The 15,051-nt window shown below is 69.2% G+C and carries 15 protein-coding genes; 11 read left to right on the forward strand and 4 right to left on the reverse strand.

Features of this window, described 5'->3' with window-relative positions; all coding sequences use genetic code 11:
• Positions 1 to 24 precede the first annotated feature (24 nt).
• Positions 25 to 1,143 carry a porin gene (locus APZ15_RS21200; RefSeq protein ID WP_027790838.1) on the reverse strand — a complete coding sequence of 373 codons (1,119 nt, stop codon included), beginning with the start codon at positions 1,141 to 1,143 and terminating at the stop codon, positions 25 to 27.
• Between the two features lie 411 nt (positions 1,144 to 1,554).
• Between APZ15_RS21200 and APZ15_RS21205 the strand changes: the two genes are divergently transcribed.
• Both APZ15_RS21205 and APZ15_RS21210 read left to right on the forward strand, forming a co-directional pair.
• Positions 1,555 to 2,952, forward strand: a complete 1,398-nt coding sequence (locus APZ15_RS21205; protein WP_027790837.1) for a spinster family MFS transporter — start codon at positions 1,555 to 1,557, stop codon at positions 2,950 to 2,952.
• A 156-nt stretch (positions 2,953 to 3,108) separates the two neighbouring features.
• Complete coding sequence (locus APZ15_RS21210) at positions 3,109 to 4,083, forward strand: PDR/VanB family oxidoreductase (RefSeq protein ID WP_027790836.1); 975 nt, start codon at positions 3,109 to 3,111, stop codon at positions 4,081 to 4,083.
• Between the two features lie 25 nt (positions 4,084 to 4,108).
• Here the strand turns inward: APZ15_RS21210 and APZ15_RS21215 are convergent, their stop codons facing one another.
• Positions 4,109 to 5,029 carry a LysR family transcriptional regulator gene (locus APZ15_RS21215; protein ID WP_027790835.1) on the reverse strand — a complete coding sequence of 307 codons (921 nt, stop codon included), beginning with the start codon at positions 5,027 to 5,029 and terminating at the stop codon, positions 4,109 to 4,111.
• Between the two features lie 138 nt (positions 5,030 to 5,167).
• On the opposite strand from APZ15_RS21215, the gene APZ15_RS21220 reads away from it, so the two are divergent.
• The 3 genes from APZ15_RS21220 (at position 5,168) to APZ15_RS21230 (ending at position 7,403) form a co-directional block, all read left to right on the forward strand.
• Positions 5,168 to 6,451 carry an aromatic ring-hydroxylating oxygenase subunit alpha gene (locus APZ15_RS21220; protein ID WP_027790834.1) on the forward strand — a complete coding sequence of 428 codons (1,284 nt, stop codon included), beginning with the start codon at positions 5,168 to 5,170 and terminating at the stop codon, positions 6,449 to 6,451.
• Entirely contained in the window at positions 6,448 to 6,951 is a 504-nt protein-coding gene (locus APZ15_RS21225; protein ID WP_027790833.1) for an aromatic-ring-hydroxylating dioxygenase subunit beta, read from the forward strand. Before APZ15_RS21220 ends, APZ15_RS21225 begins: the two co-directional genes overlap by 4 nt.
• Positions 6,952 to 7,016: 65 nt before the next feature.
• Entirely contained in the window at positions 7,017 to 7,403 is a 387-nt protein-coding gene (locus APZ15_RS21230; RefSeq protein ID WP_027790832.1) for a tautomerase family protein, read from the forward strand.
• An 86-nt stretch (positions 7,404 to 7,489) separates the two neighbouring features.
• On the opposite strand, the gene APZ15_RS21235 is transcribed toward APZ15_RS21230, so the two are convergent.
• Positions 7,490 to 9,037, reverse strand: coding sequence for an ATP-binding protein (locus APZ15_RS21235; protein WP_027790831.1), 1,548 nt, complete (start codon positions 9,035 to 9,037; stop codon positions 7,490 to 7,492).
• A 166-nt stretch (positions 9,038 to 9,203) separates the two neighbouring features.
• On the opposite strand from APZ15_RS21235, the gene APZ15_RS21240 reads away from it, so the two are divergent.
• The 5 genes from APZ15_RS21240 to APZ15_RS21260 all read left to right on the forward strand — a co-directional run bounded on the left by APZ15_RS21240 (position 9,204) and on the right by APZ15_RS21260 (position 13,389).
• The gene (locus APZ15_RS21240; RefSeq protein WP_027790830.1) at positions 9,204 to 10,397 is read left to right on the forward strand and encodes an acyl-CoA dehydrogenase family protein; all 1,194 of its coding nucleotides are present in this window, start codon (positions 9,204 to 9,206) and stop codon (positions 10,395 to 10,397) included.
• 113 nt (positions 10,398 to 10,510) lie between these two features.
• On the forward strand, positions 10,511 to 10,888 hold the full coding sequence (locus APZ15_RS21245; RefSeq protein ID WP_021161073.1) for a hypothetical protein: 378 nt from the start codon (positions 10,511 to 10,513) through the stop codon (positions 10,886 to 10,888).
• Positions 10,889 to 10,896: 8 nt separating this feature from the next.
• Positions 10,897 to 11,430 (forward strand): nuclear transport factor 2 family protein, encoded by a 534-nt coding sequence (locus APZ15_RS21250; RefSeq protein ID WP_027790829.1) that lies wholly within the window; start codon positions 10,897 to 10,899, stop codon positions 11,428 to 11,430.
• Positions 11,431 to 11,461: 31 nt separating this feature from the next.
• The gene (locus tag APZ15_RS21255) at positions 11,462 to 12,586 is read left to right on the forward strand and encodes an amidase (protein ID WP_027790828.1); all 1,125 of its coding nucleotides are present in this window, start codon (positions 11,462 to 11,464) and stop codon (positions 12,584 to 12,586) included.
• Positions 12,587 to 12,645: 59 nt separating this feature from the next.
• Positions 12,646 to 13,389, forward strand: a complete 744-nt coding sequence (locus tag APZ15_RS21260; protein WP_027790827.1) for an SDR family NAD(P)-dependent oxidoreductase — start codon at positions 12,646 to 12,648, stop codon at positions 13,387 to 13,389.
• 119 nt (positions 13,390 to 13,508) lie between these two features.
• Here APZ15_RS21260 and APZ15_RS21265 read toward each other — a convergent pair whose 3' ends face one another.
• Positions 13,509 to 14,141, reverse strand: coding sequence for a response regulator transcription factor (locus APZ15_RS21265; protein WP_027790826.1), 633 nt, complete (start codon positions 14,139 to 14,141; stop codon positions 13,509 to 13,511).
• Positions 14,142 to 14,494: 353 nt separating this feature from the next.
• Here APZ15_RS21265 and hpaC point away from each other — a divergent pair, with 353 nt between their 5' ends.
• Positions 14,495 to 15,040 carry a 4-hydroxyphenylacetate 3-monooxygenase, reductase component gene (gene hpaC / locus APZ15_RS21270; protein ID WP_027790825.1) on the forward strand — a complete coding sequence of 182 codons (546 nt, stop codon included), beginning with the start codon at positions 14,495 to 14,497 and terminating at the stop codon, positions 15,038 to 15,040.
• Positions 15,041 to 15,051 lie beyond the last annotated feature (11 nt).

The raw sequence follows: 15,051 nt of genomic DNA on the forward strand, positions 1-15,051 counted from the left end.
CAAGCGGGCAGCGGCGCGCGCCGCTCAGAACGACGTAAGGATGCCCGCGACGATCGAGCTCGCGGTCGCGCCCGGCTTGGCGACCGCGACGCCGCCGCCCGCCGCGCCGTTGACGACGAAGCGCGCATGCGCGCCGTTGCGCACCATCGCGGCGCCCGTGTACAGCACCGTGCGCTTCGACAGCGGATAGTCGAAACGGATGCCGTACGAATCGGCGTTGCCGTCGCTGTCCGCGACCTTGCGGTAATGGCCGACGCTCAGCAGCAGCGACGCACGCCCGATCGGCACCGTCGCGCTCAGCTCCATGATGTCGCTGTGCGGATACGCGCCCTGGCTGTCGATCGCGGTCGCGACGTCGGGGCCGCCGCGATGGCGCAGGTACAGCGCGGCGACCTTCACGACATTGAAGTCGTACGAAATCGCGCCGAGCGTGTAGTTGCCGTTCGCGGCCGGGCTCGTGTCGCCGAGCGCGGCCGCGGCCACCGGGCTGAACTTCTGCTGCATGTAGTCGATGTCGACCGACAGGCCGCCGCGCACGTAGTTGAGCCCCGCGCCGTACGTATCGCCGAGCGTCGCCGGCTGCCCGGCCGCGCCGTTGGTGCCGCGCGCGGCCATCGCGCGCAACATGAGGCCCGCGTAGCGCGGCGACGTATAGCGCATCGAGTTGCGCACGCGCAGGAACGCGGGCCCGACGAAGTTGTTCGTCGCGTTGCCCCACGCGAGCCCCGCGCCGAGTCCGGGCAGGCTGTACGTGACAAGCGTCGTGTGCAGGATCGTGTAAAGCTCGCCGAACTGCACGCCGCCGAACGGCCCCGTGATGCCGACCCACGCTTCGCGGCCGAACAGCGCACTGCTGTTCGACAGCGCGCCGCTGGCCGCGTTGAAGCCGTCCTCCAGCTTGAAGATCGTCGCGTAGCCGCCGCCGAGATCCTCGACGCCCTTCAGCCCCCACTGCGAAGCGAACAGGTTGCCGCTGCCCATGCGCGTCACGTGGTTCGGCCCGGCGTTCGCATATTCGATCGCGGTGTCGACGCGGCCGTAGAGCGTCACGCTCGATTGCGCGAATGCGGGCAGCGCCGCGCAGGCCAGCAGCGCGGCAAGCGGTACGGCAAGCCGGTCGGCCCGCCCGTTCGGTTGAGTCATCGTCGTCGTCCCGTAGAGGTTCCGGCGCCTGTCGGTATCGCGCCGGCTGGTGTGAAGCGCGTTCGCCGCGAAGGGCCAACGCAGCCGATCAAAAACGGGCCGAGTCTAGGAACGACAATTTCGGACGTCGACGCAATGCGCTCTATAACGCTTATAGATGTGCCGCATGATGCGTGCGCGCCCCGCTGCAAGCGCGCCGCGCGGCGGCCGGCGCGCGAGACCCTGGTGTTTTCTTTATCCGGGTCGGTAGATGCCCGTGTGGCGCGGCTGTCACTCCGGCTATGGCGGCCGGATTTGGCCGACTACGCTGCGTCTCCGACACGTGCCCCCCGCACGCTTTCGCGCCGCGACGGCGCCCGGCCCGCCAGGCCGCTGCCGCGCATCCCCACCGCCCGCTCCTGGAGAATCCGCATGTCCGCATCCACGGCCCGCGCTGCCGACGGCAAGCGCTATACGTACGAATGGTATGTCGTCGTCATCTGCATGCTCGCGTACGTCTTTTCGTTCGTCGACCGCCAGGTCCTCGTGCTGATGATCGAGCCGATCAAGCGCGACCTGCATCTGTCCGACACGCAGTTCAGCCTGCTCAACGGCTTCGCGTTCTCGCTGTTCTATGCGGTGATGGGGCTGCCGGTCGCGTATCTCGCCGATCGCTACGCGCGCCCGCGGATCATCTCGCTCGGCATCGCGCTGTGGAGCGTCGCGACCGCCGCGTGCGGGCTCAGCCAGCATTTCGTGCAGATGTTCATCGCGCGCATGGGCGTGGGCGTCGGCGAGGCCGCGCTGTCGCCCGGCGCGTATTCGATGCTCGCCGACTACTTCCCGAAGGAGAAGCTCGGGCGCGCGATCGCCGTGTATTCGCTCGGTTCGTTCATCGGCGGCGGCGTCGCGTTCCTGATCGGCGGTTACGTGATCGCGCTGCTCAAGCATGCGAGCGCGTTCACGCTGCCGGTGGTCGGGCAGGTGCATGCGTGGCAGGTCACGTTCCTGATCGTCGGGCTGCCGGGGCTGCTGGTCGCGCTGCTGTTCGCGGCGACCGTGCGCGACCCGCAGCGCAAGGGGCTCGCGCAGGATCGCTCGGGCGCCGTGCGGCGGGTGTCGATGCGCGATTCGCTGCGCTTCGTCGGCACGCATCGCGCGACCTTCGTGTGCCATTACCTCGGCTTCTCGTTCTACGCGATGACGCTGTACTGCCTGCTGAGCTGGACGCCCGCGTTCTATATCCGCCGCTTCGGGATGACGGCCGTCGAAGCCGGCTACACGCTCGGCATCGTGCTGCTGGTCGCGAACACGGCCGGCGTGTTCTGCGGCGGCTGGCTCAACGACTGGATGCTGCGGCGCGGCCGCAGCGATGCGCCGATGCGCGCCGGCGCGATCGGCGCCGCGTGCATGGTGATTCCCGCGACGCTGTTCACGCAACTCGACTCGCTGCCCGCTTCGCTCGCGATGCTCGTCGTCGCGATGTTCTTCGCGTCGTTCCCGATGCCGACGTCGACCGCCGCGATGCAGACGCTCGCGCCGAACCAGATGCGCGCACAGATCTCCGCGCTGTTCCTGCTCGTGTCGAACCTGATCGCGCTCGGGATCGGTACGACCGTCGTCGCGCTGTTCACCGATCGCGTGTTCGGCGCGCCGGCGGCGGTCGGCCATTCGATGTCGATCGTCAATGTCGCGGCGGCCACGCTCGCCGCGCTGCTGCTCGCCGCCGGTTGCCGGCACTATCGTCGCAGCCTCGATCGCGAACGCGGCCATGCGTCGGCAGCGGCACCGCAGGCGGCCGAGGCGGGCAACGCAATCGCCGCACGCTGAACGACGGGCGCGCTCCGTCGCCGACCATCATCCATCCCACTAATTCAGGCATCGCTTTTTAATCGATTTGATTTATGCGATGCCCGTCCCTATTCTCGATCGCATGACGGCGCGGTGTCTGCCGCGCCGCTTTCCTCGTACCCCACGGAATTTCCCATGCAAGCGAACCGCCACCAGGTCCGGATCGACGCGCTGATCGACGCGGCGCAGGACATCCGCTGTTTCCGGGTTTCGCGCATCGACGGCCAGCCGTTCGACGCGTATGAACCCGGTGCCCATATCGACGTCACCGCGCCGTCCGGCGTCACGCGGCAATACTCGCTGTGCGGCAACCCCGACGAACGCGGCAGCTACCTGTTCGCGGTGAAGAAGGAGGCGCAGTCGCGCGGCGGCTCGCGTTCGCTGCACGACGATGTGCGGGTCGGCGCCGAGCTGTCGATCGGCACGCCGCGCAACCTGTTTCGTCTGACTGAGGACGCGAGCGAGCATGTGCTGATCGCGGCCGGCATCGGCATCACGCCGCTGCTGTCGATGGCGTATGCGCTGCACCGGCGCGGCGCGCGCTACCGGTTGCATTACTTCGCGCGCAGCCGCGAGCACGCGGCCTTCGTCCACGAACTGTCGGCCGAGCCGTTCGCGTCGCACGTGACGTTCCACTACGGCGTCAAGCCCGACGCGCTCGCGGCCGCGCTGGGCCGCTGCGTCGAATCGGTCGACGCACACGCGCACGTCTACACGTGCGGCCCGGGGCCGTTCATGGAGGCAGTCGTCGCGGCAGCCGCGACGCGCTTGCCCGAAGACTCGATCCATCTCGAACGTTTCGCGGCGGAACCCGTCGCCGCCGATGCCGACCCCATGCCTGCCGATGGATTCGAAGTGCGCCTGCACCGCAGCGGGCAATCGGTACGCGTCACGCCCGACACGTCGATCGTCGACGCGCTCGCGCGCATCGGCGTCGAGGTCGACACGTCGTGCGGCGAAGGCGTGTGCGGCACCTGCATGGTGCCCGTCGTCGACGGCGAGCCCGATCATCGCGACCACTGCCTCAGCAAGGCCGAGCGCGCGAGCAACACGGTGATCTGCTGCTGCGTGTCGCGCGCGCGCTCGGCGGTGCTGGTGCTCGATCTCTGACGCATCCGGCACGCGCCGGCCGCCGTCACGCGTTGTCGAACCCCTCGACAAGCTCGGCCAGCAGCGTGCGCATCCACGCGTTGCCTTCGTCTTCATGGAAATGCTCGTGCCAGTGCATCGTCACCGGCGCGGGCGGCAGCGTGACGGGCAGGTCGTACAGGCGGAACGCGTTGTCGCGGTTCAGGATCCGCGCGAGCCGCTTCGGCAGCGTCGCGTAGAGATCCGTGACCGACAGCACGCTCGGCAGCGCGACGAAGTGCGGCACCTCGAGCGCGATGTTGCGGCCCACACCCTGCGCGCGCAACGCGTCGTCGAGCGCGTGGTGGCTGTGCTCGACCGATTTCACGTTGACGTGCGCGGCGCGCACGAATTGCTCGAGGCTCAGCGCGCCGCCGCTCGGCAACCCGCGCCGGCGGCCCGTCATGCACACATACGTTTCCTCGAACAGCACCTGGTGGCGCGTACGCGGCATCAGTTCCGGCAGGTTGCCGATCGCGAAATCGAGCCGGCTCGCGCGCAGCGCTTCCTCGATCTCTTCCACCGGCAGCGGCTGCACGCTCAGCGTCACGCGCGGCGCGCGCTCGCGCAGCGCCTGGCAGATCGCCGGCAGGTACGCCATCTCGCCGGCATCCGACAACGACAGCCGGAACGTGCGCGTGCTCGTGGCCGGATCGAAGCGCTCCGCGTAGCGCAGCGCCACGCGCACCATGTCGAGCGCCTTGCCGACGATGCCCGCGAGTTCGAGCGCGACCGGCGTCGGCTGCATGCCCGAGCGCGTGCGCACGAACAGCGGATCGTCGAACAGCGTGCGCAGCCGGCCGAGCGAATAGCTGACGGCCGGCTGCGACAACGCGAGCCGCTCGCCGGCCTTCGTCAGGCTGCGTTCCTCGACGATCGCCTGGAATACGCGCAACAGGTTCAGATCGAGATGATCGACCGACGTCATCGTAGCCTCCATCATTTGCCGCATTTATTGAGTTGCCAATTTTAGATCAATTTGACGGATATGTAGCAGGGGACGAGACTGGGTACTCGATACCGTGCGCTGCGCGGCCCGATTTCGCGACTCTTCCCCACGACAACGATGAGCGACATTCCCTACCAGACGATCGACACCCGTGCGTTGCACGGCCTCGCGCAACCCGACCGCATCGCGCCGGCGATGTATCACGATCCCGCGCTGTTCGAAGCCGAGCTCGAGCGCATCTTCTACCGCACCTGGATCTGGGTCGCGCACGAGAGCGAGCTGCCGAATCCGGGCGACTTCATCACGACGACGATCGGCCGCCAGCCGGTGATCGTCGTGCGCGACAAGACCGGCGCAATCAACGTGCTGCAGAACCGCTGCCGCCATCGCGGAGCGACCGTCTGCGAATCGCACAAGGGCAACGCAAAGGGCTTCACGTGCCCGTATCACAGCTGGTCGTACGCGCTCGACGGCACGTTGCGCGCGCTGCCGTACGGCGACGGCTACGAAGGCGTGTGCGAGAAAGGCGACCTGCCGCTCGTGAAGCTGCGCGTCGGCGTGTACCAGGGGCTGGTCTTCGCGAGCTTCAACGACACGATCGAGCCGCTCGAGGATTTCCTCGGCGGTGCGAAGCCGTGGATCGACCTGTTCATGAAGCAGGGCGCCGGCTACCCGATCAAGGCGAACGGCGAGCACAAGTTCAAGTTCAAGGGCAACTGGAAAATCCAGCTCGAGAACACGACCGACCTCTATCACTTCCCGGTCGTGCACAAGTCGTGGATGAAGTCGATCGACGACGAGACGGCCGCCGCGATCACGAGCTTCATGACGAGCGAGGACGCGTTCTGCCGCGGGCTCGGCAACGGCCACAGCCTCGCGGTGCTGATGCCCGAGCTGATCGATCTCGACGAAGACGACGGCGCACCGCTGCCCGAGCGCTTCGCGCCGCTCGCGGCGAAGCTCGCCGAGCGCCACTCGCCGGACGAAGTGCGCCGCATCGTGCGCTCGCTGATGGGTGTCGGCTTCAACCTGAACCTGTTCCCGAACCTCGCGCTGTCGATGGCGTTCTTCCGCGTGCTGCGGCCGATCGCGGCAAACGAAACCGAGATCCGCCATGTCGCGCTCGCGATGGACGGCGGCCCCGACGAAGCGAACCGCGAGCGGCTGCGCATTCACGAGCACTTCCAGGGCCCGTTCGGCTTCGGGAGCCCCGACGACGCGGAAGCGTGGGAGCGCGTGCAGCGCGGCGCGCACGCGGGCCCCGACGTGCCGATCCTCGTGAATCGCGGGCTGAACCGCGAGACGACCGCCGCGAACGGCGAAAAGACCGCCCATGCGACCGACGAAACCGGCATGCGCGAGGCCTACCAGCAATGGCGCAAGATGATGGAGCAGCAATGATGGACGACCGCAACGCCCTCTTTTCCGAGCAGACCTTCGCCCGCGCGGTCGAATTCGTGTGGCGCGAAGCCGAGATGCTCGACCGCCGCGACTATCGCGCATGGCTCGACCTGTGGGATCCGGCCGGTCACTACGTGGTGCCGATCGATCCCGACACGACCGATTTCGCCGCGACGCTGAACTACGTGTTCGACGACCAGGACATGCGCGAGAAGCGCGTGCAACGGATGGTGTCCGGCTACTCGGCGTCGGCCGCCGACGCGGCGCGCACGGTGCGCACCGTGTCGCGCTTCACGCTGGAAAGCGGCAGCGCCGGCACCGTCGAGCTGAAATCGGCGCAGGTCGTCGTCGCGTACAAGCGCGGCGTCGCGACGCTGTTCGCGGCCGACGTCACGCACACGCTGCACGTCGATGCCGAAGGCGAGATGCGGATTGCCGAAAAGGTCGTGCGCCTGATCGACTCGACCGAAGCGCTCAGCGCGATCGGCTTCCTGCTGTGAGCCGTGGCCGGTTCGCCGCTGCAAGCGCAAAGGTGAGCCGGCAACCTTCACCTTTCCGGACGACCATGCCCACACTCGAAGTATTCCTGCCCGCCGGCCATGACGATGCACGCAAGGCCGAACTGATCGCGCGGCTCAGCGGTGCGACCGTCGACGCGATCGGTGCACCGCTCGAATCGGTGCGCGTGCTGCTCACCGAATTGCCCGCCACGCATATCGGCCTCGGCGGGCGCACCGCCGCCGACGGCGCGCCGCCGTCGCTGCCCGTGATCGTCGCGATCCTGATCGCCGGCCGCACCGATGAACAAAAGCGCGCGCTGATCGCCGCGTTGTCCAACGCGGGCGCGAACGTGCTCGATGCACCGCTGCAGGCCACGCGCGTGATCATCAAGGACATCCCGAACACCGACTTCGGCATCGGCGGCCGGACCGCGCGGGCGCTGGGGCGCTGACCATGGGCCGGGCGTCGCTCCATCATGCGCCGCGGGCGCGCCGTGATGTCCGTGATGTCCATTGCGGCCTTAACGCGATGCAGCGACTACGCGCCCGCGAGCGGCAGCGTCACGCGGCAGTCGAGCCCGCCGCCCTCGGCCGGGCTCGCGCCGATCCGGCCGCCGTGGCGCGTCACGATGCTCTTGCACAGCGACAGTCCGATCCCGTTGCCGCCGGCCTTCGACGACGAGAAGCCGTCGAACAGCCGGCCGTGCGCACCGGCCGCGATGCCCGGGCCGTTGTCGATCGCGCGCAGCTCGGCGTGCCCGGCCACGTTCGCGGTGCCGAGCGTCAGCATGCGCGGCGCGCGATCGCAACCGGCGAACGCCTCGATCGCATTGAACGCGAGATTCAGGATCACCTGCCCGATCAGCACGCGCTCGCAACGGATCGGCAGCGGCGCATCGGCCTGCACGATCGCGACCGTCACGCCAGCATCCTTCGCACGCAGCTCGATGAAATACGCGACGTCCGCGAGGATGTCGCGCAGGTCGGCGAGCGCGACGACCGGCTCGCGCTTCACGATGAATTCGCGCACGCTCTTGATGATCAGCGCCGCGTGCTCGGCCTGGCGGTCCGCGCTGCGCAGCCCCCAGATCGCGTCGTCGATGGCGCCGCGCCCGTTCAGCCGCTGCACCGCCCCTTCGATGAAATTGCGCACGGCCGCGAGCGGCTGGCTCAGCTCGTGCGCGATCACGCTCGCCATCTCGCCCATCGCGTTGTAGCGGCCCGCGTGTTCGAGCATGCGCGCTTCGGCGCGGCGTGCGTCCTCGATCGCGACTTCGTCGCTCACGTCGCGAAACTGCACGAGCAGCCCGTCGAGGTCGCCCTCGATCTCGACCTGCCGGCACAGGATGCGCAGCCAGCACGGCGAGCCGTCGCGCCGCACGATCCGGTAGCGCTGCGGCGCGGACGGGCACGCGGACGGCGCATCGTGCAATTGCGCGACGAGCCGGTCGCGATCGGCCTCGGAGCAGTAGTCGAGCACCTCGCCGAGCGCTTCGTCGGGCGCGAGCCCGAGCACGCGACGGCCCGACTCGCTGATGAACTGCACGCCGCCGCGCGGCGTGACGACCGCGATACCTTCGTCGAGATCCTGCATGAATTCGCGCAGCCGCGCCTCGTAGCGGCGCAGTTGCCGGCGCACCGCCTCTTCCGCGCTGATGTCGCGGAACTGCACCATCACGACGTCGCGCCCGCGCAGCGGCACGTAGGTGGCGGTCGCCTCGGACAGCATGTCGACGCCCGTGCGCGACCGGTAGCACCATTCGTACACCTGCGGCCCGTCGACGAGCGCGCGATCCCACGCGCTCACGGCGATCTCGCGCTGGTATTTCGGCTCGGGACGCGTCATGTCCGGCGCCTTCAGCGGCAGCAGTTCCTCGACGGAAAAACCGAGCGCGATGCACGCGGCGCGGTTCGCCCACACGATCGCCTTCGTCTGCGCGTCGTGCAGCAGCACGCAAGTGGTCAGCGCGTCGAGCAGCCGGTGGAAATCGTCTTCGTCAGGGAAACTCATGATCGGCTTCGGATGAAGGCGCGCGGCGTCGCGCGGCCGGAAAGCCAACATAGCACCGGCGCGCGCCGATCGCATCTGAAGATTTCTTTAGGCCGGCACGGAACCTCACCAGTCGCGCGGCCCAACGCACCAATTGCTGCGTGTTTTCGGCGTTTCTAGACTGGTCGCATCGTCGTGTTGCCACCCGAGACAGCACGCATGCCGCCCCGCATCCGAACCCCTATCCGTCCAGGAGACCACCATGCCGCAAGCCGCCCTCGCCATCGAACCCGCGCCGTCCTCCCAGCCCGTGGCAGGCACCGCGGCCGCGCCGTTGTCGCCGCTCGACGCCGTGATCGAAACCGTCGCCGCGCGCCGCGACGAATTCGATCGCCTGTCGCACGTGCCGCGTGACGTGATCGCGCTGTTCAGGCAGGCCGGCATCTATCGCGCGGGCACGCCGCGCCGCTTCGGCGGCGACGCGCTCGCGCCGACTGCCTTCCTCGACATGATCGAACGGATCGCGACCGCCGACGGCTCGGCCGCATGGGTCGCGAGCTTCGGCTCCGCGAACGTCTATCTCGCCGCGCTGCCGCTCGAGACCCAGGCCGAGCTGTACGCGAGCGGCCCCGACCAGGTGTTCGCGGGCGGCCTGTTCCCGGTGCAGCCGGCGCAGTCCGCGCCGGGCGGCTGGCGCGTGAACGGCACGTGGAAATTCGCGAGCGGCTGCAAGGGTGCCGACTGGCTCGGCGTCGGCATCGCCGTGCCCGGCGCGCAGGACGCCGCACCGAACAAGCCGCGCACGGCCGTGTTCCGCGCGGCCGATGTCGAGATCGTCGAGAACTGGAGCGTGGTCGGCATGCAGGGCACCGGCAGCCACGACCTGCGCGTCGACGACCGCTTCGTGCCCGAAGCGTGGACCTTCGTGCGCGGCGGCGAGCCGACCGTCGACGAGCCGCTGTACCGCTACCCGACCGTCGCGTATGCGGCGCAGGTGCTGGCCGTCGTCAATCTCGGCCTCGCCCGCGCGGCGCTCGACGTCGCGAACCGCATGTCGGGCGGCCGGCAGACGACGACCGGCGCGCCGCGCCTCGCCGATCGCGCGTATTTCCGCATCGAGCTCGCGAAGGCCGAAGCGCAACTGCGCTCGGCACGCGCGTTCTTCTACGACGCAACCGACACGGTGTGGCAATCGATCCTCGCGGGCAATCCCGTGACGCCCGACCAGGTCAGCCTGCTGCGGCTCGCGGCCACGCATGTCGCACGCGAAGGCGCGAGCGTCGTCGAACGCGCGTACCGCCTCGGCGGCACGGCGGCGATCTATCGCACGCATCCGCTTCAGCGGCTGCTGCGCGACGCGATGGTCGTCACGCAGCATGCGTTTCTCGCGGAAGGCAACTTCGACGGCGCGGGCGCGGTGTTCACCGGCGTCACGCCGTTTCCCGGCTACCTGTAACCCGCGCAACCCGCGCCCGGGCAGCGCTGTTTCCCGAACGTGCATGGCGCCGATGCCGAAGCACCGCTACCGGCCGGCGCATGCGCCCAACCGTTTCCCCTGGAGAACCCGAGATGTCCGATTCGAATCCGCTGCCGCTGCGTGTCCTGTTCTGCTGCGGCGTGTCGCAGAACTTCTTCGACCTGCCGCGCGAGAAGATCGGCGAAGTGTGGCAGGCGTACGGCGCGATGCTCGCCGCCGTCGAGGCGATGCCCGGCGTGCGCGTGCTCGGCGTGATGGACGACGATCGCCTCGTGGTCGGCCAGGCCGACGGCGCGCCGTGGACTTTCTACATCATGGCCGACGTCGCCGATTTCGACACGACGGTCGCCGTGTGCAACCTGTATCGCACGACGCCGGTCGGCGAATACAACCTGTGGCGCTACGGCAAGATCGAAGCGCGGGTCGGCCGCGCGCTGACCGTGCCGCCGGCCGCGAAACCCGCGTCGTGAGGCGCGCGATGACCGACCTGTCTCCCGGCTCGTCCCCCGGCCCGATCGACGCACTCGCGCGGCGCGTGGCGGCGCTCGACGCCGAGCGCGCGGTGCGCGCGACGATGACGCGCTACATGGCGCTGTGCGACGTGCCGGAGGATGCCGGCGACGGCCCGCGGCTCGCCGGCCTGTTCACACCCGACGCCGTGTGGGAAGGCATCGGCCCGCAGTACGCGCGCAAGTTCGGCCGCCTCGAGGGCACGGCCGCGATCGTCGCGATGCTGGGCCGCTACCTGCCGCCCGATCCGCATTTCTCGGCGAACCTGCACTTCCTGACGTCGGAGTCGATCGAGATCGGCGCCGGCAACACGAGCGCGCGCGGCCGCTGGATCATGCTGCAGGCGTCGCGCTACGCGAACGGCACGGCCGAGCTGATCGCCGCGCGGCTGACCGTCGATTTCACGCCGGCCGGCGACGGGGCGACCTGGCTGATCCAGCACTTTCGCACCGAACGCGTGCTCGACGGCCCGTGGCCGCTCGCTGCCGCGCCACGGCCCTGATGCTTTCCACCGCTTCCGCACGATATCGACCATGACAGGCTTCATCGACACCTTCACGCTCGGCGGCCCGGGCCCCACGATCGCGATCAAGGACACGATCGACATCGCGGGCCATCCGACCCGCGCGGCGAGCCGCGCGCTCGCCGATGCACCGCCGGCCGCGCAACACGCGGACGTCGTCCGCCTGCTGCTCGACGCGGGCTGGCAGATCGCCGGCAAGGCGAACATGCACGAGCTCGCGTTCGGCATGACCGGCATCAACGACTACACGGGCACGCCCGTCAATCCGCAGGACGCGACGCGCATCCCGGGCGGCTCGTCGAGCGGTTCCGCTTCGCTCGTCGGGCTCGGCGCGGTCGACGCGGCGCTCGGCACCGACACCGGCGGCTCGATTCGCGGGCCGGCCGCCTGCTGCGGCGTGGCCGGACTGAAGCCGACGTTCGGCCGCGTGTCGCGGCGCGGCGTCGCGCCGGCCGATACCACGCTCGATTGCGTCGGGCCGTTCGCACGCGATATCCGCACGCTGGCCGCGGTGATGGCCGCGATCGCACCGGGCTTCGATCGTGCGCAAGCAGCTGCCTCCGTGGCGGGCTGCACGATCGCGCAGATCCGCGTCGAAGCCGATCCGGCGATCGCCGCCGCACTCGATGCGGCCGTGCGCGCGTCGGGCCTGCGTTCGCACGCGCTCGTGCTCGACGAAATGCCGGCGTCCTTCGCGGCGGGGCTCACCGTGATCAACGCGGAAACGTCGCGCGCGTTCGGCCATCTGGTCGACACCGGCAAGCTCGGCGCCGATCTCGATGCGCGGCTGCGCACCGCCGCGACGACGACACCCTCCGCCCTCGCGGAAGCCGAAGCCGTACGCGCACGCTTCACCGCGCAGGTCGACGCCGCGCTCGAACTCGCGGACGCGCTCGTGCTGCCGACGCTGCCCGCGTTGCCGATCACGCTGCAGCAGGCGCGCGACGGTGTATCGGTGATCGCGATGTCGTCGCTGATCCGGCCGTTCAACCTGAGCGGCCATCCGGCGCTCAGCCTGCCGCTGCCGCTGGCCGGTTCGCCGCTGAAGGCGGGCCTGCAGATCGTCGGGCGCAAGGGCGCGGACGAGCGGGTCTGCGCGATCGCGGCACACTTCGAAGCGGCCCTCGCCGCATGAACCACGATGCAGGCGCGGCTTCATCCTTCACGCGCCTGCGAACCAGGGAATCACGCACCATGTCAGACCGAGTCGTCCTCGTTACCGGCGCCGCACGCGGGCTCGGCGCCGTCATCGCCGACCGTTTCCATGCGGCCGGCTATCGCGTCGCGCTGGCCGACGTCGCCGCCGACGCCATTCATGCGCATGCGCGCGAACTCGACCCGGGCGGCGAACGCGCGATCGCGCTGCAGCTCGACGTCACGTCGAAACGCGATTTCGAAGCGGCGCGCGATGCGCTCGTCGCGCGCTGGGGCACGATCGACGTGCTCGTGAACAACGCGGGCGCATCGAAGGTCGTGCCCGCGATGGAGATCACCGCCGAGCAGTTCGACCAGGTGATCGACGTGAACCTGCGCAGCGTACTGTTCGGCTGCCAGGTGTTCGGCCAGTATTTCGCGGAACGGGGCGCGGGCCGCATCGTCAACATCGCATCGCTCGCCGGTCAGAACGGCGGCTCGGCGACGGGCGCGCACTACGCGGCCGCGAAGGGCGGCACGCTGACGCTGACCAAGGTGTTCGCGCGCGATCTCGCCGCGCGGGGCGTGACCGTCAACGCGATCTCGCCGGGCCCGCTCGACCTGCCGATCGTGCATGAAAGCGTCGCACCGGAGAAGCTGCGCCAGGTGCTCGCGAGCCTGCCGGGCGGCAAGCTCGGGTCGGCCGGTTTCGTGGCGGATGCGGCCGTGCTGCTCGCGTCGGGCGACGCGCACTTCGCGAACGGCGCGTGCTGGGACATCAACGGCGGGTTGTACATGCGCTGAGCGGCGGGCTGCATCGCTTGCGCTGTCGACCGGTGCCGCGCGCAGGACTTGTGGGGGACACGCGCGGAACTCGTGCGGAACTCGTGCGAGCAGGCGAACGTCGGCGTGCCCGCAGCCTCCTATCGCGACGACTCCCCGTCGTCGCCCCACACGACCATCACATCCCGCACGAGCGCGGCGATCGACGTCGCGCCGAGCTTCTCCTTGATGCTCGCGCGATGCACGTCGACGGTCTTCACGCTGATCGACAGATCCGACGCGATCTGCTTGCTGCCCTTGCCGTCCACCACGCCGCGCAGCACTTCCTTCTCGCGCGCGGTCAGCGCATCGAGCCGCTGGCGCAGTTCGCGGTGGCGCTGGCTCACCGCGTGCCGCTGCTGCGCGAGCCGCAGTGCGCGCTGCACGCGCTCGAGCATCTGCTGCGAGTTGTACGGCTTCTCGACGAAATCGATCGCGCCGTTCTGCAGCGCGCGCACGGACATCGGGATATCGCCGTGCCCGCTGACGAAGATCACCGGCAGCGTCGCGCCCCGCGCGTTCAGTTCGGCCTGCACGTCGAAGCCGCTCTTCTCCGGCATCCGCACGTCGAGCACCAGGCACGCGGGCAGGTTCACGTCGAAGCGCGCGAGAAAATCCGCGGCGTTCGCGAACCCCTCGGACGCGATGCCGACCGATTCGAGCAGCCAGGCGAGCGACGTCCGCATGCCGCCGTCGTCGTCGACGATGTATACGATCGGTGCGGGTGACGTCATCGCGGGGGTCTCGCTGAATATCGGTATGGGTATCGCACGCGCCGCATACGGGGCCGGTTGCCGGCGCGTCGCGCACGTCGTTCGCTGGGGATGCGCGGCACATCATAACGAGCCGAAAACCCGCTGAAAACCCCTTCACGGGCCGCACGAACGCACATTCCCGGTTTTTTTCGCGCGCCGCGCCGCGTCCCTAGGTAGAACCTTTAGACGCGTTGGCGAGAACGCCATCTCCATCGTCAATCGTGCGAATGGTCGCCAGCCTTTTCGCGACGTACGCTTGGGTCATCGTCGGCGATCAGGCGCTGCACCCGCAGCGCCGCACGATCGCCGCTCTCGTCCAACCAGGAGCGCCCATGTCTTCCACGACCGATATCCAGCCACCGGCACGCGTCGAGCCGACCGACGCGCAGAAGGCCTTCCGGCAAGCGATGGCCCACCTCGGCGCCGCCGTCAACGTGATCACCACCGCCGGGCCGCACGGCCGCTGCGGGATCACCGCGAGCGCCGTGTGCTCCGTCACCGACACGCCGCCGACGCTGCTCGTGTGCCTCAACCGGTCGAGCGCGATGCATGCGACGTTCGAACGCAATCGCCACGTCTGCATCAACGTGCTGCCGGCCGAACACGAACAGCTCGCGCGGCACTTCGCGGGGCTCACCGAGCTGCCGATGGACCGGCGCTTCGAACTGCCCGGGTGGGATCGCGGCGAGCAGGACGTGCCCGTGCTGCGCGATGCGCTCGCGAGCCTGCAGGGCACGATCGCCGACATGAAGGAAGTCGGCTCGCATTCGGTGATGTTCATCGAGGCGACGTCGATCCGCGTGCGCGACGACGGCGACAGCCTGATCTACTTCGGCCGTGCGTTTCATCGCGTGTCGCGCACGGCGTGCGTGCGGTGAACCGCGCGTGA

Source organism: Burkholderia cepacia ATCC 25416, assembly GCF_001411495.1.
GTDB lineage: Bacteria > Pseudomonadota > Gammaproteobacteria > Burkholderiales > Burkholderiaceae > Burkholderia > Burkholderia cepacia.

Bases quoted from the DNA above. Each gene is read 5' to 3' on its own strand.
- APZ15_RS21200 (WP_027790838.1), bottom strand. From the start codon at position 1,143: ATGACTCAACCGAACGGGCGGGCCGACCGGCTTGCCGTACCGCTTGCC.
- APZ15_RS21205 (WP_027790837.1), top strand. From the start codon at position 1,555: ATGTCCGCATCCACGGCCCGCGCTGCCGACGGCAAGCGCTATACGTAC.
- APZ15_RS21210 (WP_027790836.1), top strand. From the start codon at position 3,109: ATGCAAGCGAACCGCCACCAGGTCCGGATCGACGCGCTGATCGACGCG.
- APZ15_RS21215 (WP_027790835.1), bottom strand. From the start codon at position 5,029: ATGACGTCGGTCGATCATCTCGATCTGAACCTGTTGCGCGTATTCCAG.
- APZ15_RS21220 (WP_027790834.1), top strand. From the start codon at position 5,168: ATGAGCGACATTCCCTACCAGACGATCGACACCCGTGCGTTGCACGGC.
- APZ15_RS21225 (WP_027790833.1), top strand. From the start codon at position 6,448: ATGATGGACGACCGCAACGCCCTCTTTTCCGAGCAGACCTTCGCCCGC.
- APZ15_RS21230 (WP_027790832.1), top strand. From the start codon at position 7,017: ATGCCCACACTCGAAGTATTCCTGCCCGCCGGCCATGACGATGCACGC.
- APZ15_RS21235 (WP_027790831.1), bottom strand. From the start codon at position 9,037: ATGCGATCGGCGCGCGCCGGTGCTATGTTGGCTTTCCGGCCGCGCGAC.
- APZ15_RS21240 (WP_027790830.1), top strand. From the start codon at position 9,204: ATGCCGCAAGCCGCCCTCGCCATCGAACCCGCGCCGTCCTCCCAGCCC.
- APZ15_RS21245 (WP_021161073.1), top strand. From the start codon at position 10,511: ATGTCCGATTCGAATCCGCTGCCGCTGCGTGTCCTGTTCTGCTGCGGC.
- APZ15_RS21250 (WP_027790829.1), top strand. From the start codon at position 10,897: ATGACCGACCTGTCTCCCGGCTCGTCCCCCGGCCCGATCGACGCACTC.
- APZ15_RS21255 (WP_027790828.1), top strand. From the start codon at position 11,462: ATGACAGGCTTCATCGACACCTTCACGCTCGGCGGCCCGGGCCCCACG.
- APZ15_RS21260 (WP_027790827.1), top strand. From the start codon at position 12,646: ATGTCAGACCGAGTCGTCCTCGTTACCGGCGCCGCACGCGGGCTCGGC.
- APZ15_RS21265 (WP_027790826.1), bottom strand. From the start codon at position 14,141: ATGACGTCACCCGCACCGATCGTATACATCGTCGACGACGACGGCGGC.
- hpaC (WP_027790825.1), top strand. From the start codon at position 14,495: ATGTCTTCCACGACCGATATCCAGCCACCGGCACGCGTCGAGCCGACC.